The sequence below is a fragment of the Streptomyces sp. P5F9 genome (assembly GCF_057961495.1).
This window is the reverse complement of sequence record NZ_JBXVPZ010000005.1, coordinates 48,887-74,548: the sequence shown is the minus strand read 5'-3', so window position 1 is coordinate 74,548 and position 25,662 is coordinate 48,887. Positions and strand designations below refer to the sequence as shown.

Here is a 25,662-nt window from a genome sequence, read left to right as displayed (position 1 = left end):
ACCGGTCACCACATCCACCGTCTGCAGAGCCCGCGGCACCGTCGCGATCGGCTTCATCCCGGCCCGCACCCGCAGCAACTCCCCCGTCGACAGGCCGCCCTCGGTACCACCGGAACGACCCGAGACCCGCCGGATCCCCTCACCGGTATTCACGATCTCGTCGTGCGCCAGCGAACCCGGCACCCGGGCCAGCTCGAACCCGTCACCGACCTCCACACCCTTGATGGCCTGGATGCCCATCAGGGCACCGGCCAGCCGGGCGTCCAGCCTGCGGTCCCAGTGGACGTGCGAGCCCAGGCCGACGGGAACGCCGTAGGCCAGGATCTCGACGACCCCACCCAGGGTGTCGCCGTCCTTGTGGGCCTGGTCGATCTCCGCGACCATCGCCTTCGACGCGTCCGCGTCGAGGCAGCGCACGGGGTCGGCGTCCAGCTTCTCGACGTCGGCCGGGGTGGGGTACACGCCCTGCGGGGCCCTGGCGGAGGCCAGCTCCACGACATGCGAGACGATCTCGATCCCCGCCGTCTCCTTGAGATACGACCGCGCCACCGCACCCAGCGCAACCCGCGCCGCGGTCTCCCGCGCGGAAGCACGCTCCAGAATCGGACGCGCCTCGTCGAACCCGTACTTCTGCATACCGGCAAGATCAGCATGACCGGGACGCGGCCGGGTCAGCGGAGCATTACGCGCGAGGCCGGCGAGGATCTCGGGGTCGACCGGGTCGGCCGCCATCACCTGCTCCCACTTGGGCCACTCCGTGTTCCCCACCATGACCGCGACCGGCGAACCGAGCGTCAGACCGTGGCGGACACCGCCGAGGAAGGTGACCTCGTCGCGCTCGAACTTCATGCGCGCACCCCGCCCATAACCAAGCCGGCGCCGGGCCAGGTGATCCGCCACCATCTCCGTGGTGACCGGCACACCGGCGGGAAGACCCTCCAGCGTCGCCACGAGTGCGGGACCGTGGGACTCCCCCGCGGTCAGCCAGCGCAACCTGCTCAACGGTGCTCCTCGATCAACTCGTCCGCGCCGACGGGCAGTTCGTACCAGGGAAAGAGCCGCCGCAGCTCGCTGTGGAACGCTGGAAACGTCTTCGCCACGCAGTGCGGGTCGTCCAGGGTCAGCGCCTCCGGGGTGGTGAGACCCAGCACCGAGAAGGCCATCGCGATGCGATGGTCGTGGCGGCAGGAGACGCGCGCGGAACGTGGTGCGCCGGGGTACACGGTGATCCAGTCGCTGCCCTCGGCGGTCTCGATTCCACAGGCCCGAAGGTTCTGCGCGACGGCGGCGATGCGGTCGGACTCCTTCCGGCGTGTGTGTCCGATGCCGAGGACCGTGATCGGAGCGTCGGCCAGCGGGGCGATCGCGGCGAGGGTCATGAAGGTGTCCGACACATCGCCCATGTCGACGGCGAAGCCTCCGCGCAGTCGACCGGTTCCGGTGACCGTTGTCGCCGTGTCGTCCACGCGCACCTCGGCGCCCGCCTTCGCGAGGATCTCCACGAAACGGAGGTCGCCTTGAAGACAGCCCGCGCCGAGGCTCGGCACGGTGACGGTGCGTCCCGTCACGGCCGCGGCGGCGAAGGCGTACGAGGCCGTGGAGGCATCCGGTTCGACGACCGTGTCGGTGGCCGTGTACGGCCCCGGCTCGACCCGCAGATCGCCGTCCTCACCCTCGGTGACGCGGGCGCCGTAACGTCGCATCAGCGCCAACGTCATGTCGACGTAGGGGCGGCTGACCAGGCCGGGGGCGCGGACCCGCAGTCCCGTGTGCATCAGGGGCGCCGCCATGAGCAGACCGCTGAGGTACTGGCTGCTCGGCGACGACTCCACCGTGATGGTCCCGCCGGCCAGTCCTTCGGCGCGGACGAGCAGGGGCAGGCCGTTGCCCGGACCTGCCTCGATGTCGGCTCCCAGTCCGCGCAGCGCCTCCAGCAGGGGTTCCTGGGGGCGGGCCCGCAGTTGGGAGGAGCCGTCGAAGAGGAAGGTTCCGTGGCCGGCGGCGGCGAAAGGCGGCAGGAAGCGGGCGGTCGTCCCGGCGTCCGCGCACCACAGGCGGGCCCGTCCGGTCGGGCCCCGGCCCGCTCCCGTCACCTCCCAGGACTCGTCCAGAGGACCGACCCGCACGGGGATACCGCATTCCCTGAGCGCGCCGCGAAAGGCGAGCGTGTCCTCACCGACCAGCGGGGCGTGGATCCGGCTCGTGCCCTCGGCCGCCGCCGCGAGGAGCAGGAGCCGGTTGGTCAGGCTCTTGGAGCCGGGGATTCTGGCGACGAGGGGCGTCGTGCCGCGGGTGGTGTCCGTGATCATGTGACCACCTCCGGGTCGCGGCGTGGGGTGGGCAGACGCAGTCCGCGGTGGATGTCCATGGCGGCGGACGACTGGTTGAGGGTGATGTAGTGCAGTCCGGGGGCGCCCTCGTCGAGCAGCCGCTGGGCGAGTTCGGTGGCGTGGTCGACGCCGATGCGGTGGGACTCTCGGGGGTCGTACTGCGCGGTCCGCAGGTGCAGCGCGAGGTCGTCGGGGAAGGTCGCGTCGCTGAGGCGGGCGAACCGTGCGATCTGTTCGTAGCGGGTGGCGGGCATGATGCCCGGGATGACCGGGGTGTCGCATCCGGCGCGGGCCAGCCGGTCGCGCAGCCGGAGGTAGTCCTCGGCGCGGAAGAACATCTGGGTGATGGCGTAGTCGGCGCCGGCCCGGCACTTGGCCACGAGATGGCGGATGTCGGTGTCCCAGTCCGGTGAGCGGGGGTGGCGTTCCGGGAAGGCCGCGACGCCGATGCTGAACGTGCCGCACCGACGGATGAGTTCGACGAGTTCGGCAGCGTGCCGCAGGCCGTGGGGGTGCGGGATCCACGGGCCCCGGGGGTCGCCGGGCGGGTCTCCGCGCAGGGCGAGGACGTCGCGGATACCGGCGTCGGCGTAGCGGCCGATGATCGCGCGCAGTTCGGCGGTGGAGTGCTGGACCGCGGTGAGATGGGCCACCGGGCGCAGCGTGGTGTCCTCGGCGATCCGCCGGGTGAGCGCCGTGGTGCGTTCTCGGGAGGTGCCGCCGGCGCCGTACGTCACCGACACGAAGGACGGGTCGAGGGTCTCGACGCGGCGCAGCGCGTCCCACAGCGCGCGTTGCCCTTTGCCTGTCCTGGGCGGGAAGAACTCAAACGAGTACGAGCGGTGGCCTGCCGTGATCAGTTCGGCCGGTCCCCTGCGGATCCGCTCGGCCGGCGGGGCGGGAGTCGTCATGCCGTGTCGCCTCCTGACCGGGTGGCCGGTCCGTATGCCGCGGTCGTCAGGGCTCGCAGCTGTGCGGCGGACGTGGTGTAGGTCTGGGTGCCCGTGCGGGACAGCGCCTGGGCGGCCAGGGCCGAGCCCGACTGCGCGCATCGGGTGGTGTCCTCGCCCGCGGCCATGGCTGCCAGGTATCCGGCGCGGAAGGCGTCGCCCGCGCCCGTCGGGTCGGGCGCCCCGGGGGCCGGAACGGCGGGGATGTCCAGTGTGGGTTCGTCCGCGCGTTCGACGCGGCTGCCCTTCTCTCCGAGGGTGGTGACCCATACGCCGACCCGGCGCAGGACGTCGGACCGGGACCAGCCTGTCCTGGCGAGCAGCAGTGCGTGTTCGTACTCGTTGGTGAACAAGTGGTCGGCGCCCTCGACGAGTTCACGGGTCCGGGGGGCGTCGAGCCGGGCCAGTTGCTGGGACGGGTCGGCGGCGAAGGGGATGCGGTGGGCGCGGCACGCGCGGGTGTGACGGAGCATCGCGGCCGGGTCGTCGGCACCGATGAGGACGAGGTCGGCGCCTCCGCCACGGCGTACGACGCCGACGAGGTCGATGTCGGCGGCCTCGGTCATCGCTCCCGGGTAGAAGGAGGCGATCTGGTTGCCCTCGGGGTCGGTGGTGCACAGGAAGCGGGCGGTGTGGCGGCTGCGGGAGACATGGACCCCGGAGGTGTCCACGCCGAGCGCGGACAGCCGCTGCCCGTACGGGGCGAAGTCCGCGCCCACTGCCCCCACCAGCAGCGGGCGGCGGCCCAGTCGGGCCAGGCCGTAGGCGATGTTCGCGCCCACTCCTCCGTCGCGGATCTCCAGGGTGTCGACCAGGAACGACAGCGAGACATGATCGATGTGGCCGGCGAGCAGTTGGTCGGCGATACGGCCGGGGAATGTCATCAGGTGGTCGGTGGCGATGGAACCGGTGACGGCGATCCGCATGTCAGGCCCCGGCCGCTTCGCGCAGGGCGTCGACCCGGTCGGTGCGCTCCCAGGTGAAGTCGGGCAGTTCGCGCCCGAAGTGGCCGTATGCGGCGGTCCGGGCGTAGATCGGGCGACGCAGGTCGAGGTCGCGGATGATCGCGGCCGGGCGCAGGTCGAAGACCTGCCGGACGGCGTGCTCGATGGCCGTGTACGGCACGGCGGCGGTGCCGAAGGTCTCCACGAACAGGCCGACGGGCTCGGCCACTCCGATCGCGTACGCCACCTGGACCTCGCAGCGACGGGCGAGTCCTGCGGCGACCACGTTCTTGGCGACCCAGCGCATCGCGTAGGCGGCGGAGCGGTCCACCTTGGAGGGGTCCTTGCCGGAGAAGGCGCCGCCGCCGTGGCGGGCCATGCCGCCGTAGGTGTCGATGATGATCTTGCGGCCGGTCAGGCCGGCGTCGCCCATCGGGCCGCCGGTCTCGAAGCGGCCGGTCGGGTTGACCAGGAGACGGTAGCCCTCGGTGTCCAGTTTGACGCCATGCTCCGCGAGCCGGGCCAGTTCGTGCTCGACGACGTGGGTACGGATGTCGGGGGTGAGCAGGCCGTCCAGGTCGATGTCCGCGGCGTGCTGCGCGGAGACGACCACCGTGTCCAGGCGGGCCGCGCGGCTGCCCAGGTACTCGATGGTGACCTGGGTCTTGCCGTCCGGGCGCAGATAGGGGGCGACGCCCTCCTTGCGGACCTCCGCGAGCCGATGCGACAGGCGGTGGGCCAACTGGATGGGCAGCGGCATCAGTTCGGGTGTCTCGTCGCAGGCGTACCCGAACATCAGGCCCTGGTCGCCCGCGCCGCCGGTGTCGACGCCCTGGGCGATGTCCGGGGACTGGGCGCCGATCGACACGGACACCCCGCACGACCGCCCGTCGAACCCCTTCTGGGAGGCGTCGTAGCCGATGTCGAGGACGGCGTCCCGGACCAGGCCGGGGATGTCCGCGTACGCGGTGGTGGCCACTTCTCCGGCGATGTGCACCTGTCCGGTGGTGATCAGGGTCTCCACGGCGACCCGCGACCGCGGATCCTCCGTGAGCAGGGCGTCGAGGACGGTGTCGCTGATCCGGTCGGCGATCTTGTCGGGGTGGCCCTCGGTCACGGACTCCGAGGTGAACAGGCGGCGGGACATGGCTCTCCCTGCGGTCGCAGCGGCTGCTGGCTGGTGGGACATCGCACGCGTAGGCGTGAGGGTGTCGGGCCGGAGAGCTCCCCGGGGGAAGTAGGAGCTCTCCGGCCCTGCTGGGGGGTGATGGATGGTCAGAGGGCGGCGGTCGTGAGGGCCTTGGCGAGGCGCACCACCCGTTCGGCCTGGACCCGGGCCGCGTTGCGGGTGACGTCGCCGACGGGGACGGTGCCGCCGGCATCGTGGTGGGCGGTGCCGTAGGGGTTGCCGTCGACGAACTTGTCCGGGTGGGTGAACCCGGGTGCGACGACGATGCCGCCGAAGTGGTGGAAGGACTGCATGAGGGCGAGCAGGGTGGACTCGTTGCCGCCGTGCGGACTGCCCGTGGAGGTGAAGCCGCTGTAGATCTTGTCGGCCAGTTCACCACGCCTCCAGGCACCGCCGAGGGTGTCGAGGAACTGCTTGAGCTGGGCGGCGATGTTGCCGAACCGGGTCGGAGAACCCATGAGGACGGCGTCGGCCCAGACGATGTCCTCGACGGTGGCGAGCGGGATGCCGGCGGTCGCCGCCGAGGTGGCGGCCCACGCGGGCTGGGATGCGACGACTTCCCGGGGGGCGAGTTCCGCCACCCGGCGGAGTCGGACCTCGGCGCCGGCCTTCTCGGCCGTGTCGGCGATCTCCTGGGCGATGTCGGCGACATGGCCGGTGGCGGAGTAGTAGACGACGGTGACCTTCACGACGTTGTCCATGCCGGTCCTCACCAGTCCGCCAGGTGGAGGGACAGCAGCGGATCCGCCATGGCGAGCGCGGAGGCCGGGTGGGTGAACGTCCGGTCGTAATAGACGAGCGGAGTGCGGTCGTCGTCCACGTGGGTGTCCAGGACGCGGCCGACGACGATGCTGTGATCGCCCCCGTCCAGGACGGCGTGCAGCGCGCAGGCGACCCGGGCACAGGCACCCGGCGCGCCGGGCAGGCCCAGCTCGCAGGGCACGATGTCCCCCTCGATGTCGCCTTCGGCGAACCGGTCGACGCCGGACCGGGCGAAGCGGAGTGCCAGCTGGTCCTGCCCGTGTGCGAGGAGGTTGACGAGGAAGTGGTCCGCGGACGTGAACGCCGTGTGGGTGCTGGCGGTCTTGTTCAGGCAGACCAGGACGAGGGGCGGATCCAGGGACAGGGAGCTGAAGGAGGTCGCGGTGAAACCCCAGCGCCGTCCGGTGCCGTCGACGGTCGTGACCACGGTCACCGGTCCGGGAACCCTGGACATGGCGTGGGTCAGGGCCGCGCCGGTAGTGCCTGCTGTGCCTTTCATGGGGCGATCACTCTCCGGTGGCAGGCGGATCAGGGCTGGAGGCGGCATGTGCGCCACCCTCGGTCGTGACGGTCGTAGCGCAGCCTTCGGTGCAGTCGGTCGGAGTCGGCGCACCAGAACTCCACGGCGACCGGGCTGAGCAGGTATCCGACGAAGCGTGCGGGGCGCGGGAGCGGGGTCGCGGGGGCCGCGAGGCGGTCCGCCTCGGCGCGCAGGGCGGCCGCGGACCGCAGGGGTTCGCTCTGCCGGGAGGCCGCGGACATCGCGTGCATGGGGATCGGCCGGCCGGACCAGAGGGCGTCGGAGCCGGCGTCGCTCACCTGGGCCACGGGGCCGGAGAAGATGAGCTGCTGGCCGGTCTCGCGCCAGTAGAGGAGGCCGGACGCCCAGCCGGTGGCCGCCATCTCCCGGCCCTTCTGGCTGGTGGAGTGGCTGGCGAACACCAGCCCGCGGGCCGTGATGTCGGTGACGGAGACGATGCGGTTGGAGGCCCGTCCCTGGCTGTCGGCGGTCGCCAGCGCCAGAGCGCGGGGTTCGCGCACCTCGCGTGCGGTCGCCTCGCTGATCCATTGCCGGACGAGGGCCATGGGCTCGGCGGGCGGATCGTCGTACTCGGGGAAGTCCAGGTCGACTTCGCCGGTGAGGGTCTCGAATCGGCTGCTGTTCACGCGTTCCTCGCTAGACGTGGAGGGTGCCGTGGGCGGCGACGACACCGTGGCCGCCGACCTCGACCGACCGGACGGTCTCGCCGGTGCCTTCTGCGGTGGCGAGCATCAGGGACGGGCGGCCCATCTCGACGCCCTGGAGGATCTCCAGGTGCTGTCCGTAGGCGGCGAGCCGGTGCCGGGCCAGGTGGATGGCGAGCGGGCCGGCGGCCGAGCCGGTCGCCGCGTCCTCCACGACGCCGTAGGCGGGCGAGAACATACGGGTCCGCCAGTGGACACCCGCGCCGGCGAAGCAGTTGGCCGCCATGTCGGGGAACCGCCCGAGGGCCCGGTGATCGGGGCGGAGAGCGGACAGCTCCGTGACGCTCGGGAGCCCCACGAAGACGTGCCGGGGTCCGTTGCGGTAGATCTCCACGGGCGCGACGGTCTCCTCGACTCCGAGCGCCGCCAGGAGTTCCTCCTGGTGTTCGTACGGCTCCCAGGTGGGAACGGGCTGTCGCATCCGTACGGTCGTCACGCCGTCGTCGTCGGCGAGTTCGAACGGGATGACGCCCATGGCGGTCTCAAGCCGGAGCCGGTCCTCCTTGAGCGTGCGCCCCAGCGCCACCGCGGTGCCCAGCAGCGGATGCCCGGCGAACGGCAGCTCGTTGACGGGGGTGAAGATGCGGATGCGGGCGTCTCCGCCCTGCTCGGGCGGCAGGACGAAGGTGACCTCGGAGAGGTTCATCTCGCGGGCGATGCGCTGCATCAGCCCGGTGGTCAGGTCGGCGGCGTCGAAGAAGACCGCCACGGGATTGCCTTCGAGGGGAGTGCGGGCGAAGGCGTCGACGACTGTGTATGCGTGCACGTGATGTGTCCCCCGGTCGGTGGTGCGACTGTTCAGGCGGTCGCCGTGAACACGGGCCCGAGTCCGTCGAGCCGGGGCAGCGCGTGCGCGCCCTCGACCGTGGCCTCGACGTCGAAGCGCGTCCGGTGCGTGGGCGGGCGCCCGATCAGCTGCGCGGCCCGGTTGGGCGGCAGCCCGTCGGGGCGGTCCGCCTCCCAGAGCATCACCGCGCCCCACCGGTTGCGCTCCCGGTCGACGATCCAGAACTTCAGCCGCAGACCCGGTACGTCGCTCCACGCGGCGACCGCCCCGTCCCGAAGGTGTTCCCGCAGCGAGTCGATGGTCTGCGGCGTTCCGTCGAGGTCCCACCACGCGATGTCAACCCGCACGACCGAGCACCTCCTGGATGGTGCGGCCCAGGATGCGCGGACCGTCGACGGTGAGCACCGACTCGGCGTGGAACTGCATCGAGGCGAAGCCGGGGCCGCGCAGGCCGTGCACCTCTCCCGTCGCCGGGTCACGGCTCACCTCCACGGCACCGATCCCCGCGATGTCCTGCTTGTCCTCGTCGCTGCGGGCGGCGAAGGTGTTGTAGAACCCGACGCGTTCCCGGCTGCCGAACAGGTCGATCTCGCGTTGCACTCCCTGGTTCGGGACGTCCCGGCGGACCAGACCGAGTCCGAGGCCGAGGCTGAGCACCTGATGGCTCAGACACACGGCGACGAAAGGCCGTCGCTCGGCCAACAGGCCGTCGATCGCGGAGCGCAGGCTGCGGATCTTGGGGTCGTCGGCCGCTCGGGGGTCGCCGGGTCCCGGCCCCATCACGACCAGGTCGTGGTCGCCGAAGGCATACGGATCATCGAAATGACGGACCGTCACTTCCAGCCCCAGGGAGCGGAGTTGAAGCCCGATCATGGCGGTGAAGGTGTCCTCGGCGTCGATGATCAGGGCGCTCAGTCCGTCCAGCCCGGTCACCGCGGGCCGTCGGCCGGTGTTCTCGTCGAGCCAGAACCGGGCGATGCCGCTGTTGCGCTGTGCCAGGGCCGCGCGGACGTCCGGATGCGTGCCGTAGCGCTGGGCACGTCCGTTCTCCAGGGCGCTGAGAAGGCCGGCTGCCTTGGCCCGGGTCTCGGCGACCTCCGACAGGGGGTCGGAGTGCCGGACCAGTGTGGCGCCGACCCCGATCCGCACCCTGCCTCGGGGGTCGATGTCGGCGGTGCGGATGAGGATCGCCGAGTCGAGAACACGCTCGCCGCTCGCGTCGCGTCCGATCAGCGCGGCCAGACCGCTGTAGTAACCGCGGCCTTCCGGCTCGTACTTGTGGATGATCCGGACCGCGCTCTCCAGCGGGCTGCCGGTGACCGTGGGCGCGAACAGCGTCTCGTGCAGGATCTCGCGCACGTCCCGGTCGGTGTGTCCGTCGATGAAGTACTCGGTGTGGGCCAGCCGCGCCATCTCCTTGAGACAGGGGCCCAGGACACGGCCGCCGCCCTCGCAGACGCGGGCCATCATCTTCAGTTCCTCGTCGACGACCATGTACAGCTCGTCGGTCTCCTTGCGGTCGGCGAGGAACTCGGTGACGCCTTCCAGGGTGGGGCCGGCCGACGGGTAGCGATAGGTGCCGCTGATCGGGTTCATGACCGCGGTCCCACCGCTCACCGAGATGTGCCGTTCGGGGGTGGCACCGACGAACGTGCGGTCACCGGTGTGGATGACGAACGTCCAGTACGCGCCCTGTTCCCGTTGCAGCAGCCGGCGGAAGAACACCAGCGCGTCGTGGAGCGAGTAGTCGCCGATCTCGGCCAGGAAGGTCCGCTTGACGACGAAGTTGGCGCCCTCCCCGGTGCCGATCTCGTCCGCGACGACGCGGCGTACGGTCTCGGCGTACCGCTCGTCGTCGATGTCGAAGCCGTGGGCCGTCACGGAGGTCGGTGTGTCCGGGAGCCGGAGAAGCAGTTCGGGCATCGAAACCCGGTCCTGCTCGGTGACGGACAGGGCGATGAGGGGCGCGCCGTCATCGGGAGCGGTGAAGCCGCGCTCGGTGATCTGCCGGTACGGCGCCATGACCAGGACATCGTGCTCGGTCCGGGCACTGCCGGGCGCCGGGGGGTCGGTGAGGGGGATGTCGGCCAGGGTCTCCGGCAGTGTCACGTCGCCGACCAGGACGTCGACCGTGTCCGGGACGCCGGTCTCCGGACGGTGCAGGAGGGCGAAGGCGGACGCCTGGAGGTCCAGTACGCGGCCGAGCAGATCGCCGGGGGTTCGCAGTCCCGGGTCATGTCGCGTGTTCATACGAACACCTCCGTGGACGGCAGCACCACCGCGCAGCGCTGGGCCGCGTAGTCCAGGGCCAGCCGGTGGTGGGCCTCGGAGAAGTCGCCGAGGGCGTCGGCGGCGAGGAAGGCCTGGATGTCGTTGGTGAACGCCTCCAGTGCGGTGGCCAGGACGCCGACATGGGCGTACACGCCGCACAGCACGAGTTGGTCGCGGCCCACGGCCCGCATGCGGTCGAGCAGGTCGGAGCGGAAGAAGGCGCTGTAGCGCCACTTGGTGAGCACCCAGTCCTCCTCGGCGGGCGCGAGTTCGGGCACCACCTCGCGGTCCGCCGGGTCGGTGCGCATACCGGGACCCCAGAAGTCCTTGAGCAGTCCGCGCTGCTTGTCGGTCATCCGGCCGGGCTGGGCGGTGTACGCCACGGGGACGCCGAGGGCGGCGGCCCGCTTGCGCAGGGCGGCGGCGTTGTGGACGAGTTCGCCGCGCAGGGGGTCGGGCAGTGCCTGGAGGAAGTAACGCTGCATGTCGTGGACGAGCAGGACGGCGCGGTCCGGATGCGGGGTCCAGCCCGCGACGTTCTCGGGCAGGCGTTCGGCGGTGGGCAGGGTGTACGGCGCGATGGCGGGTAGGCCGGCCATGGGGTCAGCTCCTTTGCAGCGGGGTGGCCGCGTCGGCGGGGCGGGTCACAGGGCGTCGGCCCATGCCGTGACCAGGGAGACGGCCTGCCGGGAGTTGAGGCGGGGGTCGCAGAAGGTGGTGTGCCGGTCGCCGATCCGGCCGAGCGCCGAGACGTCCGCGGCGCACTCCGTCACGTCGTCCGGTGTGGTCTCCAGGTGGAGTCCGCCGGCCACACCGCCCGCCGCCACGACCGCGTGGCCGAACTCGTGGACCTCGCGGGCCATGGTGGTCAGCAGGCGGGTCTTCCGGCCGCCCGGTGCGGTGATGGTGTTGCCGTGCATCGGGTCGCACAGCCAGATCACCGGGTGGCCCGCGGAGCGGACCGCCGCCACCAGGGGCGGCAGCCGCTCACCGACGGCGTCGGCACCCATCCGGGAGATCAGGGTGAGGCGGCCGGGTTCGCGCAGCGGGTCCAGGCGCTCGCACAGTGAGGTGATCTCTTCGGGGGTCATGCCCGGTCCGACCTTGCAGGCGACCGGATTGACGACATCGGCCAGCAGGTCGACGTGGGCGCCGTCCAGCTGGCGGGTGCGCTCGCCGATCCACGGCCAGTGCGTGGAGCCCAACCAGCGTGTGGAGTCGCCGAGTTCGCGGATCATCGGGACCTCGTAGTCCAGCAGGAGCGCCTCGTGGCTCGTCCACACCAGGGGTTCGACGCCGGGCCAGGTGCGCAGGGCGGGGGCGCGCCAGCCGAGGTGTTCCACGATGTCGCAGGCCGCCATGTACCCGGTGAGGATCCGCAGCGGGTCGGGACGCCTGCCCTCCGGGTCGGGCTCCGGGCTGTTGACCATGTGCCCTCGGTAGACGGGCAGCGCCAGGTCGCCGACCTGCTCGAAGTCGTTCGACCGCGGCTTGGCGAACTGGCCGGCCATCCGTCCGACGCGCAGCACGGGTTTCCCGGTGAGCATCTTGAGGGTGGTGCCCAGCAGGTCGAGCACGGCGGTCTTGCGCCGGACGTGCCCGGACGTGCACTCCTCCGGGTCCTCGGCGCAGTCTCCCGACTGGAGCACGAGCGCCTCCCCCGCCGCGACGGAGGCGAGCAGTGACCTGAGGGTGTGGACGTCCTCGATCCGGACGAGCGGCGGGCGGGAGCTGAGGATCTCCCGTACCCGCTGGACCTGTGCGAGGTCGGGCCAATCGGGCTGTTGCAGCGCCTTGGACCTCTGTATTTCAGTCAGTGCGTGTCCCACGACAGTGCCCCCGTGAAGCGGAGAGGATTTATGTTCGGGTCATGGCATACCGTGCGTGCAGGCCGATGGATCAGGTGGGGATGCCTTCACGTTCGATGCGCGGAACTTCTATTCCCAGCGCCTTGAACTGCTGGCAGGGATTCATGAACTCGCGCTGCTGCTTTATCTTCCCGTTCTCGAACAGGAAGGAGTGCAGGAAGTGGTTGCGGTAGTACCCGTCCGGATATCCGGGAAAAAGAATCTTTCCCTCTCCGTCGCATTCGACCCAGAAGCGGTCGGGGTCCTGGCTGTCGAAGATCTCGACGTTGGTCCAGACCCAGTCGGGGAAGCACTTGAGCGACCAGACGGCGTGCTCGCCCAGCCGGTCGCGGCCGCGGATGACGATCGGTTCGCCGCTCTCCGTGGTCCACAGGCCGCCGGCACCGTCCTCGGTGAACAGCAGGTGGCGCCGGAGCCGGTCCTCGCCGCGGGTGTTCATGTACTGCTCGACGATGGCCCGGTTGTGGGCGCGCAGTTCGGTCCGGTCGGTGGGTATTCGAGGTTCTGACATGAGTGTCCTCTGCTGGGGTGGGGCGAGGAATGAGGGGGGATGCGCGGGGCTCAGACGATGAAGCTGATGTCGCGCGGGTCGCCGCCGACGAGGGCACGGCCGTAGACCTGCTCGGGGATGCCCATGCCGAAGCCGGCGTGCCGGCTGCCGACGTTGATGTCGCGCCAGAGCCGCTGGAGGGGGTTGGACTCGTTGAAGGCGGAGGAGCCATGGGCGGTGAGGAGGGTGTCCACGGCCTCCCTGCACAACCGTCCGACCAGCGTGGACTCCAGCCGGTTGCGGGCCCGGACGGTGAGGTCGGCGTTGACGCCGGCCCGGGCGAGTTCGTCCACGGTGTCCGCGATGCGTGCGGCCACCAGCTTCGCCATGTCGATCTTCGAGGTGGCGTCGGCGAGGTCGAGCTGGAAGGTCGGCGACTGCGTCTGGTTCCGGTAGGTGGAACCGGCGACGGGGCGGGTGGGGCCCTTCTCGCGGACGAAGTCGAGGGCCGCCTCGGCACCACCGATCAGGGCGCCGATCAAGCCGATCGAGAACAGGCCGGTGAGGCTGTTGCGGTAGGGCAGCGCGGGATCGACGACACCGTCGGTCTCGCCGTTGAGGATCGGCAGGTACGGCACCAGCCTGTGGTCGGGTACGAAGATCCGGTCGGCCACGACGGTGTTGCTGCCGGTGCCGCGCATTCCGGCGAAGTACCAGGTGTCCTTGATGGCGACCTCGTCGGCCGGCATCAGGGCGAAGCGCACGTCGGGCCGGCCCGCGTCGGTGGGGACGGCGATCAGGGCGCTGACCCACTGTGCGTGCAGGCAGCCGGAGACGTACGCCCACTCGCCGCTGACGATCATGCCGCCGTCGACCGGTTCGACGGCCGGCGAGGGCAGCCCGAGGACCAGTGCGCACCGGGCGTCCGGAGCCTCGCCCCAGACCTCGTCGCCGGCCGCGGCCGGGAACAGGGCGGCCATGAAGTTGCCGGCGTTCAGGACGCCGGCGATCCAGGCGGCGGAGGGGCAGCCCCGGCCGAGCGTGGTGGCGACCTCCAGCAGGGTGCGCATGTCCGTCGCGTAGCCGCCGAGCCGCCGCGGTGTCTGCAGCCGCAGCAGTCCGGCCTCCGTCATGGCGGTGAGAACCCGGCCGGATATCCGCCGGTCACGTTCGCATTCGGCAGCCTCGGTCCACAGGAGTTCCCGCAGACCTTCGGCTCGCGCGACGAGTTCCGCACGGTCGGGAATCAGTTCCCCACTGGTGACCGAATCGACAGGGAGCACGGAATTCGACATTCCGAATCATTCCTTTCGCGTTTCTCGACAGGTGGAACGCTAGGGGCCCGAAATCCCGGAAGTCAAGAGTGACTATTTCCGCTTCTCCGAGAATCCGGTCCGCCGGAAATTGGCAGGACTCAATGACGCGCCGTGCTTTTCGGCCGCGTTTTCGGGAGTTCTGTGTCTCAGCGCGAACCGACGGGGCGGCGCAGGTTGCCGAGCACGACCCTGCCGACGGTGAGCGGGTTGAGGAGGATGAGGGGCGAGGAGAGCAGGGAGCTGACCTTGACGAACTCCTGGGTGAGTGCCGGGTCCCGCTCGGCCGCGTTCAGAAGCCGCTCGAAGTAGGCGTTGGTCAGCCGCACCGGGAGCGGCCGGTCCCCCTCGACCTGAGGAAGGGCCAGGTCACTGCCGACGGCCATCTGCCAGGCCACCTCGATCTTCCGGGCGGCCGCCCGGAAGAAGCGGTACGGCAGCCGGTCGCGCCCTCGGCCGAGACACTCCCGCAGGGCGGCGGCCTGGAGCGCGGCCACCGACATGCCCTGTCCGTAGACGGGGTTGAAGCTGCAGATCGCGTCGCCGAAGACGATCAGCCCGTCGGGGAACCTCTCAAGTCGTTCGTAGCGGCGGCGCACGCTCGCCGGGTAGCGATGGGCCACCGGGTCGTCGAGAGGTTCGGCGGCGCACAGCGCCTCGAAGACGTCGGACGGCACGATGGGCTTGGCGAACTCCAGGAAGTCGGCGGGGTCGGTCGGCGGATGGTGGCCGCCGTAGCCGATCAGGGTCAGCATCCAGCGGTCCTCCTCGTGCTGGAGGAAGGTCGCACCTGTCGGCCGGCCCGGGGTGGCTCCCACGATCACGACCTTGCGGCGGCCGAGGGTGCCCGGCGCGACGCGCAGGGTGCGGCTGACGTACTTGATGTCGACGGCGATCCTGTCCTCACCCGGAGGTTCGTAGCCGAGGTCGGCCAGCCAGCGGGTGGCACGTCCGCCGCGCCCGGTCGCGTCGACGACGAGGTCGGCCGTCAACTCCCGCTCCGCGCCGCCTTCGCGCTCCACGACCCGGACACCGGCGACCCGGGATCCGTCCGACGCACCGAGCAACCCGGCGGCCTCGCACCGGTCGATGATCTCCACCCCGGGCAACTCCCTCACCCGCGCCCGGATCTGTCCCTCAAGCTGAGACCGGGTCGGCTGGTAGGTGGGCGTGGGGTCCGCGTAACGGCCCTCCTGGCACAGGAGGTGACCGCCCGGCGCGAAGTACATCTCGGTGGGTTCCCGGACGACGGGGACCCCGCCCGCCTCGAACTCCTCCAGCAGTCCGGGGAACATCTCCTGGAGCCCCCGGGTGCCGGCGGGCAGGATCGCGTGGGCGTGCCGTCCTTGCGGCACGCCGCGCCGGTTCTCGTCCGTCTCGGGGAGGACGTCCCGGTCGACCACGGTGACGCGGTCGAAGGTGTCGGACAGCACCCTGGCGGCGAAGAGACCGGCGATGCTGGCTCCGAGAACCACGCAGTGGCCGCCGCGGGCGGGTGGCTCCTTGGGATCATGCGGGCGTGCGGTGTCGTCAGGCATGCGATTCCTCTGCTGTCCGTGAGGCAGGTGACGGGGCTGATTTCCCGGTTGCGCCGACGGGAAGAGCTCCATGTCGGCCGTGAATCCCTCATTCCGGGTCACGGGAAAAAGACTTTCGGCAAACAGCATGCGATATGGCCGAGATCCGTCGCCGAGCCACTCCCATTAACAGGGAGATGAACCGCAGGGAAATACACTGCGAGTGATCGTACCCGGCGATATCCCCGTATGGCGACTGGGCCAAACCCGCACCGTAGGCCATGTCTCGGCCAAACATGGGGGCGGCGTGGCGGGAAATGGAGCAACCGGCAACGGAACAAGGAATTCCGAATTACCGACCGCACACCCGCGAGTTCCCTCAGAGTTCCGCGGCCGCCAGCCAACAGGCCGGGAGCGGGGCGACCGTGCGCCCGTGGCCGATGCGCGGGTCGTCCCCCGCGTACACGCGGGCCCGCCATCCGTGGCCGCCGAGCCACTCGTCCAGGTCGTCGCGGGCGGAGAGCCACTTGGCACCCTGCTCCTCGACCCGTTCACGCACGGGCCTGCCCTCCTCCTTGAGCATGGCCGCCTTGAGGTGTTCCAGCATGAGCCGGCTCCCCGGCGCGGACAGTTCGGTGAGGCCGGCCAGGAGCGACTCCCCGGCCGTGCCGGTCAAGTACATCAGCAGACCCTCGACCAGCCAGACCGTCGGCTGCCGCGGGTCGAAGCCCGCGGCGCGCAGCTGGGACTGCCAGTCCTCGCGCAGGTCAGCGGCCACCCCGTGACGCTCGCACGCCAGGGGCAGTCCGGAGCGGACGATGAGGGCGTCCTTGAACCGCGTCATCTCCGGCAGCTCCACCTCGAACCACCGGGTCCCGGCCGGCAGGGCGAGCCGTACGGTACGGCCGTCCACCCCCGCGGCGAGCGTGACGACCTGCCGGATCCCGGCGCCGACCCCGGCGAGGATCTCGTCGTCGAGGAACCGCGTGCGCACCGCGAAGTACGTCGGGAAGCCGGCGGCACTGTTGTGGGTCTGCTTGATCACCTCGGCCACCTCGGCCAGCACCGGGTCCTCGGCCAGCGCCGAGAGCATCGCGGCGGCCAGCGGGTCCCGGAACAACCCATCCGGACGCTCGCTTTCCAGTTGCCGCATCCAGGCGGTGAACAGCGCTGTCTGTCCGACCCCGACGGAAGGTGTCTTCAGCTCCACCATAAAATCCTCCCCAAGACGAGTTCAATTCAACGGAAAGGCACGGTCTACGCAGGTAGATCGTCGACCGTGGGCATCCGTAAAAATTGCTGACTATTTCCTGGCGGAAGGGGCGCGAAAAAAGGATGGAAGACAGCCCACCCGTTCGCCGTACATGCCCCCGCTACGCCCGTGCATCTCAGCCCGAGCGGTTGACCTGATGGAATTCTGTGGGACCTTACGGCTGCGATGGTAGCGTGCTCTGCGTTATCTTCAAGTTTATTCCACGGAGCAGGGCCTCACTGAAGGATGTGTGCATGCTGGATGACCTGGACCGTGCCCTGATCCACGCGCTGCACATCGACGGCCGCGCACCTTTCAGCCAGATCGCCACCGCCCTCGACGTCTCACCCCAGACCGTCGCCCGTCGCTACCGCAGGCTGCGCACCGAGGCTTCCCTGCGGGTCGTGGGACTTCCGGACCCCCATCAGGCGGGTCAGACGCAGTGGCTCGTCCGGCTCACCGCGGCGGCGAGTTCCGCTCAGGACCTGGCCTACGCGCTCGTCCGCCGACGGGACACGTCGTGGGTGAAACTCACGTCCGGCGGCACCGAGATCGTCGCGATCATCCACGCACCGACCGAGGCCGACGCGGGCAACTCCCTGCTGCTGCGCGACATTCCGCGTACCAGCAACATCACCGCGGTGTCCGCGCACTGCATCCTGCACACCTACCTCGGCGGTCCGACGAACTGGCGCCGCAGCGCCGACACGCTGGACGAGGCGCAGCAGCGCGTCCTGCGCGAGCACGACGCGGCCGACACCTCGTACGTGCCCGTGCCGCGCCAACTCACCGAAGCCGACGCCGGGTTGCTGGTCGCTCTCCAGAAGGACGGCCGGGCCACGCACGCGGAACTGGCCCAGGAGACGGGCTGGTCCCCGGTCACCGTGGCGCGCCGGCTCGCCGATCTGCAGGCGGGCGGCGCCATCTTCTTCGACGTCGAGGTCGACACCGGCCACTTCGGTGCCAACACCAGGGCGCTGCTGTGGATGTCGGTGAGCCCGGCGCAGCTTGAGAACGTGGCGACGACACTGGCCGGCCACGACGAACTGGCCTACGTCGCCGCGACCACGGGCCCCACCAACCTGGTGGCTCAGGCCCTGTGCCGCGACCCCGCCGACCTGCACCACTACCTGGCCCGGCGGCTGGGTTCCCTGGACGCCATCCACACCCTGGAGACCAGCCCGGTCCTTCAGAACCTCAAGGCGTCGAGCCCCATCATCACTGATCTGGCCCGCACCAGAATCCCCCCTGCCCCTGCCCGTACACGGATCTGACGGCCTGTGGCCCACAAGCCGCCGGCACGCCGAAGCGGCGGCCCGGAGGCCGCCGCACACACCCTGCGGGACATCGCTCCGCTAGTGCCCGGATTCCGCGTCGGCCGGAGCGTTCTTGTCGATCATCATCCGGCTGGCCGCGAAGCTGACCACCACCAGCGCCACAGCGACCCAGAAGGCGAGCTGGACGGCATGCAGGGCGGACCGGGCGCCACCGTCACCGGCGCTGCCGAGGTAGACACTGCCGAGGACCGCCACCCCGAGCGTGGCGCCCAGTTGCTGGACCGCGTTCAGCAGACCGGCGGCCGAGCCGATCTCCTGCGGCTGGAGCGGCTTGAGCGCGATGGTGAAGAACGCCGGACTGAACAGGCCGACTCCGAGCCCGACGACCGCGAGCGCGAACAGCAGGGACGTCGGGTACTTGTGCGCGTCCGCAGTGTGGTAGGCGGCGATGGCAGCGAGCGCACCGATCAGCAGAACGGCCAGCCCGAGGGACATCATGCGGTGGCCGTACCGCCTGACCAGGTGTGCGCCGGCCACCCAGGAGGCGACGGCCAGGCCCACCGACCACGGCGCGAGGGTCAGCCCCGCCTTCAACACGTCTGTGCCCAGACCGAGTTGGAGCTGGAGCACAATGACCATCATCAGACCGTTCGTGACGGCGAAGAAGGACATCGACGTCACCAGTGCGGCCGGGAACCCGTGGTGGGCGAACAGACTCGGCTCCACCAGCGGGCTGCGTCCGGTGGCGGCCACGTGACGCTGGTGCACCGCGAACACCGCCATCAGGCACAGCCCGGCCACGATGGCCGCCCAGCTCCACCCCGACAGGGCGGTCAGGTCGGCGCCGATCAGCGGATAGACGACGAGACCGATGCCGGCCATGGCCAGCAACGTGCCGGTCACGTCGAGGCCGGGCCGCTTGGGGGCACGGTTCTCCATCAGCTTGGGCGCGATCGCGAGGACGACGACCGACACGGGGACGTTCACCAGGAACGCCGCGCGCCACGAGGAGCCGAACAGGTCGGCGTGGGTGAGTACGCCGCCCAGCACCGGCCCGCACACGGCGGCCAGACCCATCACCGGCCCGATGCTGCCCAGGGCCTTGGACATCTCGGGGCCGGCGAACATCGTCTTGATCAGGCCGATGGTCTGCGGAATGATCACCGCCGCCGCGGCTCCCTGCACCACCCGGAAGGTGATCAGGAGCCCGACGGTGGGCGCTGCGGCGCAGGCGGCGGACGCGATCATGAACCCGGTGACACCGATGACGAACAGCCGCTTGCGCCCGGCGATGTCACCGAGCCGGCCGCCGGTGATCAGCAGCACCGCGAACGGCAGGGTGTAGGCGGTCGTGAACCACTGGATGTCGGAGACCGACCCGCCCAGATCAGCATGGATCTTCGGTGCGGCGACCTGCACGATGGTCGCGTCCAACAGGTTCATCGCCTCACCGAGCAGCAGGGCGGTGAGCGCCAGCCACCGCCATCGGTACGCCGTGGGGTTCGGCGACAACACACGCTCAGCAGTCATCAGGGGATTCCTCTCCACCGTTGTCGACACGCCGGCCCGGCCTCGGCGAGCGAGGCTTCGTGGCCGACCACCACTGAGCGTGGCGGCGAGGAGAAGGGGTGCTCCAGCCAGAGCGGGGACTTGGCGGATTCCTTCCATCGGTGCCACCCCTGGAGTCGATTTCCCACAGGCCCACCGGGTGGGAGTACGGCGTCCGCGGCACCGTCGTCCGGGCCTGGGAGCCGGGCACGCGGTGTGAGGTTCCTTCAACAGGGCGCTCCCGATGGAAGAAATGCTCCAGTCCACCGCCGTCACTGGAGCAGCCGCCCGTGATCACTTCACGCTGGGGTTCCCCGGCCGCCACCGGCGTTCCGGGGCCCGACCCCGTCACGTACATCCTGTTCAGGAGCGCGCATGGCCGTAGTGCCCGCCACCCAGAGAGAAGTCCGCCTCCTCACCAAGCCGACCGGGCTGCCCCGTCCGGAGCATTTCGGTGTGGTCGAGACGCCCGTCGTACCGCCAGGGGAGGGGGAGGTTCTGGTACGCAACCTCTTCTTCCATGTCTTCGCCACCCTGCGCATCCTCATCGCGGGTGCGACCCAGGACACCCCGTTCCCGGTGCTCGGCGCCGGTGACACCCTCGTCGGCGCGGCGATCGGCGAGGTGGTCGAAGCACCGGAGGGCAGCGGCCTCGGGGCGGGCGACCTGGTCTCGCACTGGCTCGGCTGGCGTGAGTACGCCGTCGTACCGGAAGCCGAGTGCACCCGGCTGGACCGCACGGTGCTGCCGGACCCGGTCGCTCACCTCCAGCAGGGCTGGACGGCGTACGCGGCGCTGACCCGCGGGGTCGAACTCCGCCCCGGAGACACCGTGTTCGTCTCCGCCGGCGGCAGCGGCATCGGTTCGATGGCCGGCCTCATCGCCCGGCAGCTGGGGGCCGGGCGGGTCATCGCCAGTGCCGGTTCGCAGGAGAAGGCCGACCGGTTGCGGACCGAACTCGGCTACGACGACGTGGTGGTCCGCGGCGCGGGACCGCTCGCCGAGCAGCTGGCGAAGGCGGCACCCGACGGCATCGACGTCTACTTCGACAACGTCGGCGGAGAACAGCTGCGAGCGGCCGTCGACGCGGCGCGCCCGGGCGCCCGGTTCGTGCTCATCGGCGCGCTGTCCGGGCAGCTGGCACCGGAGGGCACCGGAACCACGGCCCCCGTCGAGCTGGACTCGCTGCCGCTCATCCACAAGCGGATCGAGATGCGCGGCTTCAGCTCCGACGACTACGACGACAAGGACGAATGGACCGAGCGCTTCGGTGCGTGGCTCAGGGCCGGGGAGATCACCTTCCCCCATGTACGCGTCAAGGGCATCGAGAACGCGCCGCGAACCCTCCTGGAGGTGATCGAAGGACGGCACATCGGTGCCGTCGTCGTCGAGCTGTAGCTCCGTAACCGCCCCGTTCACCCACCGAGTCAGGAGTCCCAGTGTCGCGAGCCGCAACCGAGGTCCTCGACCTTCCCATCGACGTCACGCCGGAGCCGGACGAGCTGATCCGAGCCGCCATGGCGTGGCACTTCGGCCCGGAGACGGGGTCACCGTTCTGGCTGGAACGGGCCAAGAGTCTGCCGTTCGATCCACTCACCGACGTCAGGACCCACGACGACCTCACCCTGTTCCCGAACATGGCGGCCGAGCTGCGGGACGTACCCGCGCAGGACCTCATACCGCGTGGGTACGGCCAATCGCCCGACGTCATAGGGGTGTTCGAGAGCGGCGGCACCACCGGGGCACCGAAGCGCGTCGTCCTGCTGCGGGACTGGCTGGAGCGGATGCTCCACTGGAGCAACCTCAACCTCGACGCCCACGGCTTCCAGCGGGGTGTCGACTGGCTCGGCCTCGTACCCAGCGGCCCGCACATCGTCGGCGAGTACTTCCGCAGGTCCGCGGCCACCCACGGACGGTACGGCTTCACCCTGGACCTCGACCCCCGCTGGGTGAAGAAACTGATCGCCTCGGGCCGCCGGGCCGACGCGGACGCCTACGCCGAACACCTCGTCGACCAGGCGGCGTTCGTGCTGCGCACCCAGGACATCGGCGTGCTGACGATCACTCCCCCGCTGCTCGAACGCATCGCCCGGCGGGACGACCTGACCGAGCTGGTCAACGAGAAGGTCCGGGCGATCCGCTGGGGCGGAACCCAACTGGACCCCGACTCGCGCCACCTCTACAAGACCGAGATCTTCCCCGATGTCGTTCTGTGCGGGAACTACGGCAGCACCATGATCCTCGGCTTCGCCGGCGAACGCCCGGGGCTGCCGGACGACGCCGGCTGTGTCTTCGACCCGTACAGCCCGTACGTCACGTTCTCCGTCGTCGACCCGAAGACACTGCGCCCGGTCGTCCACGGAGACCGTGGGCGCGTCCTCGTGCATCACGTCAGCAAGTCGTTCTTCCTGCCCAACAACCTGGAGCGGGACACCGCGACCCGGATCGAACCGCTCACCGGACACGCGGGCGACGCCGTGGCCGACATCGCGCCGGTGACGACCTTCGAGAACGAGGCCGTGATCGAGGGGGTGTACTGATGACCGGGCCCCGTTCCGACGTGGTCCCGCTCGACGCCCTGGGGCCCCGAGGACCGTACCGTGCACGCAACCGCCTGGCCGTGTCCGACGTGGCGGGCCGGGAGAGTGCCGAACTCAGCCTCGTACCGGCCCTGTTCGTCGATCGCACGATGAAGGCCCTGCACAGGGCCAGCACTCCCCCGCCCGACGAGCGGATCGGCATGATCGGCCGGGCCGCCGAACTCTTCGCCACCGCCACCCTGGACGGCCTGTCACCCGATGAGTACGCCCACCGGGTCAGCCGGGTCGGCGGAACACCGATCTCCGTGGTGCGGGCCACCGCGACAGCCATCTCGGCACGGCTGCGCAAAGCCCACTACAGCGTGGAGCACGCCAGGCCGACCGGTGCGGTGCACCGGTGGGACGACCCGCTGACCCGCACCGGGCGCGCGGTGTGGGTGCGGCGCGGGAACGTGTTCGCGGTGCACGCGGCCGGCAACCATCCCGGACCGCACAGCCTGTGGCCGGAGGCCCTCGCTCTGGGCTACCGCGTCGCCGTACGGCCGTCCCGCCGTGAGCCGTTCACTCCCCACCGCCTGGTCACGGCTCTGCGCGCGGCCGGCTTCGGCGACGACCAGGTGGCTCTCCTGCCGACCGACCACACGACGGCGGACGCCCTGTTGCGGGGCTCCGATCTCGGGCTGGTGTACGGGGGCGAGGACATGGTGCGCAAGTACGCGGGCGACCCCTCGGTGCTGCCGCAGGGTCCTGGCCGGTCGAAGATCCTGCTGACCCGGGAGGTGGACTGGCGGGAACACCTCGACACGATCGTCGACTCGGTGAGCGGTCACGGCGGCACGGGCTGCGTCAACACGACGGCCGTCTTCGTGGAGGGTGATCCCGCCCCGCTGTGCGCCGCGCTCGCCGAACGCCTGGCCGCCGTCCCGAGCCTGCCACCGGAAGATCCGGCGGCCGTCTTCCCCGTCCAGCCACTGGCCACCGCCAAGGCGCTCGAAGCCCATCTGCTGCATCGGGCGACCGGCACCACGCCGTGGCTCGGCGGCGACGGCATACGGGACGAACTCGGCGACGGCAGCGCCGTACTGCGCGCCGCGGTCCACCAGCTCGACCGGCCCGACGCTCCGCAGGCCGCCGTGGAACTGCCCTTCCCCTGCGTGTGGGTGGCGCCCTGGACGCGTGCGGCGGGTCTCGCTCCCCTGCGCGACAGCCTGGTCCTGACCGCGGTCACACACGACGACCGGCTGGTGGCCGAGCTGGTGGAGGAACCGTCGATCAGCAACGTGTACGTGGGGAAGCACCCGACGTACTGGATGGACTCCGGGCTGCCGCACGACGGCTACCTCGCCGAGTTCCTCATGCGGTGCAAGTCGGTGATCAGGGACTGACACAGGTTCCGTCGCCCGAGGCGGTGAATCCCCACCGCCCCCGCCGACGGGGGAGCTGCTTCCCTCCCCGTCGGCGGCCGTGTTTCATCCTGCCCCGCAGGATGCGTGAAGGATGGTGTGCGAATGCTCGACGAACTCGACCGCGCCCTGATCCACGCGCTGCACATCGACGGACGCGCCTCCTTCACTCAGCTGGCCACCGTGCTGGCGGTGTCCCCGCAGACGGTCTCCCGCCGCTACGACCGGCTCCGCGAACAGGCCGCTCTGCGGGTCGTCGGGCTGCCCGACCCTCAGCTGACGGGCCACGAGCAATGGCTGCTGCGCCTCACCGCCGCCCCCGAGACCGCCCTGGACCTCGCGCACGCTCTGGTGCGCCGGCCGGACACCTCATGGGTGTACCTCACCGGAGGGGGCACCGAGATCGTCGCCGTGCTGGAGACCCCCCTGGGCACCGCGCACGGCCACTCCCTGCTCCTGCACGAACTGCCGCCGAGTGTGGGTCTCACGGCCGTCTCCGCCCACCACCTGCTGCACACCTACCTGGGCTGGCGCACCCCATGGCGCATGAGCGCCAACACACTGACCCCGCGTCAGCAACGCATGCTGGGCGGAAGGACGTTCACCGGGTACGGCGGGACGCGGCCCCACGACGACTACCGCCAGGTCCAGCTGTCCCCCGCGGACCACGCCCTGATGGACGCGCTGCGACGGGACGGACGGGCCGCCGTCGCGGAACTCGCCGCCGACACCGGCTGGTCACCGGCGACGGTCTCACGACGACTCGATCACCTGCGCGCCTGCGGGGCGATCTTCTTCGACATAGAGATCGACCCCGTCCTGCTGGGCGGAAGCGTCAGGGTCCTGCTGTGGATGGCGGTCGCCCCGGCTCATCTCGACGAGGTGGCGGAGTCCCTGTCCCGCCATGACGAGCTGGCCTTCGTGGCCCACACCACCGGCCCCACCAATCTCGTGGCACACGCCCTGTGCCCGGACAGCGCCGCGCTGTACCACTACCTCACCCACGGCCTGGGCGCGGTCAAGGCGATCAGCACTCTGGAGACGGCACCGGTGCTGCGTACGCTCAAAGCGGTAGGGACGATCGCACCCCCAGGACGACCTGATCGCCGCGGATGAACCGTGCGGAGACCATCGTAGGAAACACGCCACCGCGAGGGCAGGCGAGAGAAGCAGCAGTTCAGAGGCAGTTTCGGGACGCGTGATCAGGACCGTTCGCTGATGGCTCGGTAGGCCGCGATGAACAGGGTGTAGGACAGGTCGATCAGTTCTTCGACGGCTGCCTTCTGGTGACCGAGCGTCCAGTCGACGAGGAGTTCGTTGACTCCGCCGACCAGGCTCATCGCGGTCATGGTGACCCGGCTGGAGGGGGCTTCCGGGGCGGGAAGCGGTCCGACGACGGCGGCGACCATCGCGGCGAATTCGTGCAGGACCTCACGGCGGCGTACTTCGAGGCGGGGGCTGGCGCCCACGACCTCGATGAGCACCAGGCGGGCCATGCGGGCGTCGCCGGCCAGTGTGCGGATGAACACCTCAAGGCCGGCGCGCAGTTGGGCGTCGACATCGGGTGCGGCGGCGGCTGCGGCCTGCGCGGTTTCGGCGCTGATCGTAGCGATCAGGTCGTTGTAGACCCCGGCGAGAAGGTCTTCGCGGTCCTGGAACGACTCGTAGAAGTAGCGCTGGGTCAGTCCGGCATGCGAGCACACCTGCTTGACGGAGACCGAGGCGTATCCGGACGTGCCGAACAGGTCGAGGCCCGCCTGGATGAGGCGGGTGCGGCGCTCCTGCTGTCGTTGCGCCGCTTCACGTCCGCCGTAGCGCCGCCCGGCGGTCTGTGTGCCGGTCATTTCTCCCCTTCGCAGAGGTGTTGACACCGGTGTGCTCCGAACTGACACTCTAGCTTGTCAGTTCATCTGACACGTCAACGTGTCAGAAGTGTGTGGGGGCCGCTTGCCGCTCAGCGGTCCGCTCACGCTCAG

General features: G+C 70.4%; 24 protein-coding genes. 5 read left to right on the top strand and 19 right to left on the bottom strand.

The genetic code is table 11. The features are described 5' to 3' along the window. From aroC to AC31A1_RS02015, 17 genes are all read right to left on the bottom strand, one after another. Positions 1 to 1,002, bottom strand: a 1,002-nt coding sequence (gene aroC / locus AC31A1_RS02095) for a chorismate synthase (RefSeq protein WP_489651509.1), incomplete at its 3' end; no start/stop codon positions are given. Continuing rightward, positions 999 to 2,309: a 3-phosphoshikimate 1-carboxyvinyltransferase gene (gene aroA / locus AC31A1_RS02090; RefSeq protein ID WP_489651508.1), complete on the bottom strand. Its 1,311-nt coding sequence runs from the start codon at positions 2,307 to 2,309 to the stop codon at positions 999 to 1,001. The genes aroA and aroC, both read right to left, overlap by 4 nt. Then, positions 2,306 to 3,241: a methylenetetrahydrofolate reductase [NAD(P)H] gene (gene metF / locus AC31A1_RS02085; protein ID WP_489651507.1), complete on the bottom strand. Its 936-nt coding sequence runs from the start codon at positions 3,239 to 3,241 to the stop codon at positions 2,306 to 2,308. Before metF ends, aroA begins: the two co-directional genes overlap by 4 nt. Next, complete coding sequence (locus tag AC31A1_RS02080; protein ID WP_489651506.1) at positions 3,238 to 4,206, bottom strand: carbohydrate kinase family protein; 969 nt, start codon at positions 4,204 to 4,206, stop codon at positions 3,238 to 3,240. Before AC31A1_RS02080 ends, metF begins: the two co-directional genes overlap by 4 nt. A 1-nt stretch (position 4,207) precedes the next feature. Continuing rightward, the gene (gene metK / locus AC31A1_RS02075; protein WP_489651505.1) at positions 4,208 to 5,371 is read right to left on the bottom strand and encodes a methionine adenosyltransferase; all 1,164 of its coding nucleotides are present in this window, start codon (positions 5,369 to 5,371) and stop codon (positions 4,208 to 4,210) included. Between the two features lie 128 nt (positions 5,372 to 5,499). Beyond that, entirely contained in the window at positions 5,500 to 6,114 is a 615-nt protein-coding gene (gene wrbA / locus AC31A1_RS02070) for an NAD(P)H:quinone oxidoreductase (RefSeq protein ID WP_489651504.1), read from the bottom strand. Positions 6,115 to 6,122: 8 nt separating this feature from the next. Continuing rightward, positions 6,123 to 6,674 (bottom strand): flavin reductase family protein, encoded by a 552-nt coding sequence (locus tag AC31A1_RS02065; RefSeq protein WP_489651503.1) that lies wholly within the window; start codon positions 6,672 to 6,674, stop codon positions 6,123 to 6,125. A 29-nt stretch (positions 6,675 to 6,703) separates the two neighbouring features. Continuing rightward, positions 6,704 to 7,342, bottom strand: a complete 639-nt coding sequence (gene phzG / locus AC31A1_RS02060) for a phenazine biosynthesis FMN-dependent oxidase PhzG (protein WP_489651502.1) — start codon at positions 7,340 to 7,342, stop codon at positions 6,704 to 6,706. Positions 7,343 to 7,352: 10 nt separating this feature from the next. Further along, on the bottom strand, positions 7,353 to 8,186 hold the full coding sequence (locus AC31A1_RS02055; RefSeq protein ID WP_489651501.1) for a PhzF family phenazine biosynthesis protein: 834 nt from the start codon (positions 8,184 to 8,186) through the stop codon (positions 7,353 to 7,355). Between the two features lie 32 nt (positions 8,187 to 8,218). Beyond that, the gene (locus AC31A1_RS02050) at positions 8,219 to 8,554 is read right to left on the bottom strand and encodes a hypothetical protein (protein ID WP_489651500.1); all 336 of its coding nucleotides are present in this window, start codon (positions 8,552 to 8,554) and stop codon (positions 8,219 to 8,221) included. Continuing rightward, the gene (locus AC31A1_RS02045; protein ID WP_489651499.1) at positions 8,544 to 10,457 is read right to left on the bottom strand and encodes an anthranilate synthase family protein; all 1,914 of its coding nucleotides are present in this window, start codon (positions 10,455 to 10,457) and stop codon (positions 8,544 to 8,546) included. The genes AC31A1_RS02050 and AC31A1_RS02045 overlap by 11 nt, the downstream gene beginning before the upstream one ends. Further along, entirely contained in the window at positions 10,454 to 11,077 is a 624-nt protein-coding gene (locus tag AC31A1_RS02040; protein WP_489651498.1) for an isochorismatase family protein, read from the bottom strand. Before AC31A1_RS02040 ends, AC31A1_RS02045 begins: the two co-directional genes overlap by 4 nt. Positions 11,078 to 11,122: 45 nt before the next feature. Beyond that, positions 11,123 to 12,307, bottom strand: coding sequence for a 3-deoxy-7-phosphoheptulonate synthase (locus AC31A1_RS02035; RefSeq protein WP_489651497.1), 1,185 nt, complete (start codon positions 12,305 to 12,307; stop codon positions 11,123 to 11,125). A gap of 70 nt (positions 12,308 to 12,377) precedes the next feature. Further along, positions 12,378 to 12,857, bottom strand: a complete 480-nt coding sequence (locus AC31A1_RS02030) for a PhzA/PhzB family protein (RefSeq protein WP_489651496.1) — start codon at positions 12,855 to 12,857, stop codon at positions 12,378 to 12,380. A gap of 50 nt (positions 12,858 to 12,907) precedes the next feature. Then, on the bottom strand, positions 12,908 to 14,131 hold the full coding sequence (locus AC31A1_RS02025) for an acyl-CoA dehydrogenase family protein (protein WP_489651495.1): 1,224 nt from the start codon (positions 14,129 to 14,131) through the stop codon (positions 12,908 to 12,910). Positions 14,132 to 14,298: 167 nt separating this feature from the next. Continuing rightward, positions 14,299 to 15,687: an FAD-dependent oxidoreductase gene (locus AC31A1_RS02020; protein WP_489651494.1), complete on the bottom strand. Its 1,389-nt coding sequence runs from the start codon at positions 15,685 to 15,687 to the stop codon at positions 14,299 to 14,301. Positions 15,688 to 16,045: 358 nt separating this feature from the next. Continuing rightward, positions 16,046 to 16,879 (bottom strand): SAM-dependent methyltransferase, encoded by an 834-nt coding sequence (locus AC31A1_RS02015; RefSeq protein ID WP_489651493.1) that lies wholly within the window; start codon positions 16,877 to 16,879, stop codon positions 16,046 to 16,048. Positions 16,880 to 17,172: 293 nt separating this feature from the next. Here AC31A1_RS02015 and AC31A1_RS02010 point away from each other — a divergent pair, with 293 nt between their 5' ends. Next, a complete protein-coding gene (locus tag AC31A1_RS02010) occupies positions 17,173 to 18,192 on the top strand; it encodes an Lrp/AsnC family transcriptional regulator (RefSeq protein WP_489651492.1) in 1,020 nt (339 codons plus the stop codon). Positions 18,193 to 18,273: 81 nt separating this feature from the next. Here the strand turns inward: AC31A1_RS02010 and AC31A1_RS02005 are convergent, their stop codons facing one another. Then, the gene (locus AC31A1_RS02005; RefSeq protein WP_489651491.1) at positions 18,274 to 19,725 is read right to left on the bottom strand and encodes an MFS transporter; all 1,452 of its coding nucleotides are present in this window, start codon (positions 19,723 to 19,725) and stop codon (positions 18,274 to 18,276) included. A 393-nt stretch (positions 19,726 to 20,118) separates the two neighbouring features. Between AC31A1_RS02005 and AC31A1_RS02000 the strand changes: the two genes are divergently transcribed. From AC31A1_RS02000 to AC31A1_RS01985, 4 genes are all read left to right on the top strand, one after another. Continuing rightward, on the top strand, positions 20,119 to 21,141 hold the full coding sequence (locus AC31A1_RS02000) for an MDR family NADP-dependent oxidoreductase (protein WP_489651490.1): 1,023 nt from the start codon (positions 20,119 to 20,121) through the stop codon (positions 21,139 to 21,141). 41 nt (positions 21,142 to 21,182) lie between these two features. Further along, the gene (locus AC31A1_RS01995) at positions 21,183 to 22,283 is read left to right on the top strand and encodes a phenazine antibiotic biosynthesis protein (protein ID WP_489651489.1); all 1,101 of its coding nucleotides are present in this window, start codon (positions 21,183 to 21,185) and stop codon (positions 22,281 to 22,283) included. Then, positions 22,283 to 23,668 carry an aldehyde dehydrogenase family protein gene (locus AC31A1_RS01990; protein ID WP_489651488.1) on the top strand — a complete coding sequence of 462 codons (1,386 nt, stop codon included), beginning with the start codon at positions 22,283 to 22,285 and terminating at the stop codon, positions 23,666 to 23,668. Before AC31A1_RS01995 ends, AC31A1_RS01990 begins: the two co-directional genes overlap by 1 nt. A 123-nt stretch (positions 23,669 to 23,791) precedes the next feature. Then, positions 23,792 to 24,802, top strand: a complete 1,011-nt coding sequence (locus AC31A1_RS01985; protein WP_489651487.1) for an Lrp/AsnC family transcriptional regulator — start codon at positions 23,792 to 23,794, stop codon at positions 24,800 to 24,802. 86 nt (positions 24,803 to 24,888) lie between these two features. Here AC31A1_RS01985 and AC31A1_RS01980 read toward each other — a convergent pair whose 3' ends face one another. Beyond that, complete coding sequence (locus AC31A1_RS01980; protein WP_489651486.1) at positions 24,889 to 25,530, bottom strand: TetR/AcrR family transcriptional regulator; 642 nt, start codon at positions 25,528 to 25,530, stop codon at positions 24,889 to 24,891. Positions 25,531 to 25,662 lie beyond the last annotated feature (132 nt).

Coding starts and splice junctions, on each gene's coding strand:
- aroA (WP_489651508.1), bottom strand. CDS start 2,309: ATGATCACGGACACCACCCGCGGCACGACGCCCCTCGTCGCCAGAATC.
- metF (WP_489651507.1), bottom strand. CDS start 3,241: ATGACGACTCCCGCCCCGCCGGCCGAGCGGATCCGCAGGGGACCGGCC.
- AC31A1_RS02080 (WP_489651506.1), bottom strand. CDS start 4,206: ATGCGGATCGCCGTCACCGGTTCCATCGCCACCGACCACCTGATGACA.
- metK (WP_489651505.1), bottom strand. CDS start 5,371: ATGTCCCGCCGCCTGTTCACCTCGGAGTCCGTGACCGAGGGCCACCCC.
- wrbA (WP_489651504.1), bottom strand. CDS start 6,114: ATGGACAACGTCGTGAAGGTCACCGTCGTCTACTACTCCGCCACCGGC.
- AC31A1_RS02065 (WP_489651503.1), bottom strand. CDS start 6,674: ATGAAAGGCACAGCAGGCACTACCGGCGCGGCCCTGACCCACGCCATG.
- AC31A1_RS02045 (WP_489651499.1), bottom strand. CDS start 10,457: ATGAACACGCGACATGACCCGGGACTGCGAACCCCCGGCGATCTGCTC.
- AC31A1_RS02040 (WP_489651498.1), bottom strand. CDS start 11,077: ATGGCCGGCCTACCCGCCATCGCGCCGTACACCCTGCCCACCGCCGAA.
- AC31A1_RS02030 (WP_489651496.1), bottom strand. CDS start 12,857: ATGTCAGAACCTCGAATACCCACCGACCGGACCGAACTGCGCGCCCAC.
- AC31A1_RS02025 (WP_489651495.1), bottom strand. CDS start 14,131: ATGTCGAATTCCGTGCTCCCTGTCGATTCGGTCACCAGTGGGGAACTG.
- AC31A1_RS02020 (WP_489651494.1), bottom strand. CDS start 15,687: ATGCCTGACGACACCGCACGCCCGCATGATCCCAAGGAGCCACCCGCC.
- AC31A1_RS02015 (WP_489651493.1), bottom strand. CDS start 16,879: ATGGTGGAGCTGAAGACACCTTCCGTCGGGGTCGGACAGACAGCGCTG.
- AC31A1_RS02010 (WP_489651492.1), top strand. CDS start 17,173: ATGCTGGATGACCTGGACCGTGCCCTGATCCACGCGCTGCACATCGAC.
- AC31A1_RS02005 (WP_489651491.1), bottom strand. CDS start 19,725: ATGACTGCTGAGCGTGTGTTGTCGCCGAACCCCACGGCGTACCGATGG.
- AC31A1_RS02000 (WP_489651490.1), top strand. CDS start 20,119: ATGGCCGTAGTGCCCGCCACCCAGAGAGAAGTCCGCCTCCTCACCAAG.
- AC31A1_RS01990 (WP_489651488.1), top strand. CDS start 22,283: ATGACCGGGCCCCGTTCCGACGTGGTCCCGCTCGACGCCCTGGGGCCC.
- AC31A1_RS01985 (WP_489651487.1), top strand. CDS start 23,792: ATGCTCGACGAACTCGACCGCGCCCTGATCCACGCGCTGCACATCGAC.
- AC31A1_RS01980 (WP_489651486.1), bottom strand. CDS start 25,530: ATGACCGGCACACAGACCGCCGGGCGGCGCTACGGCGGACGTGAAGCG.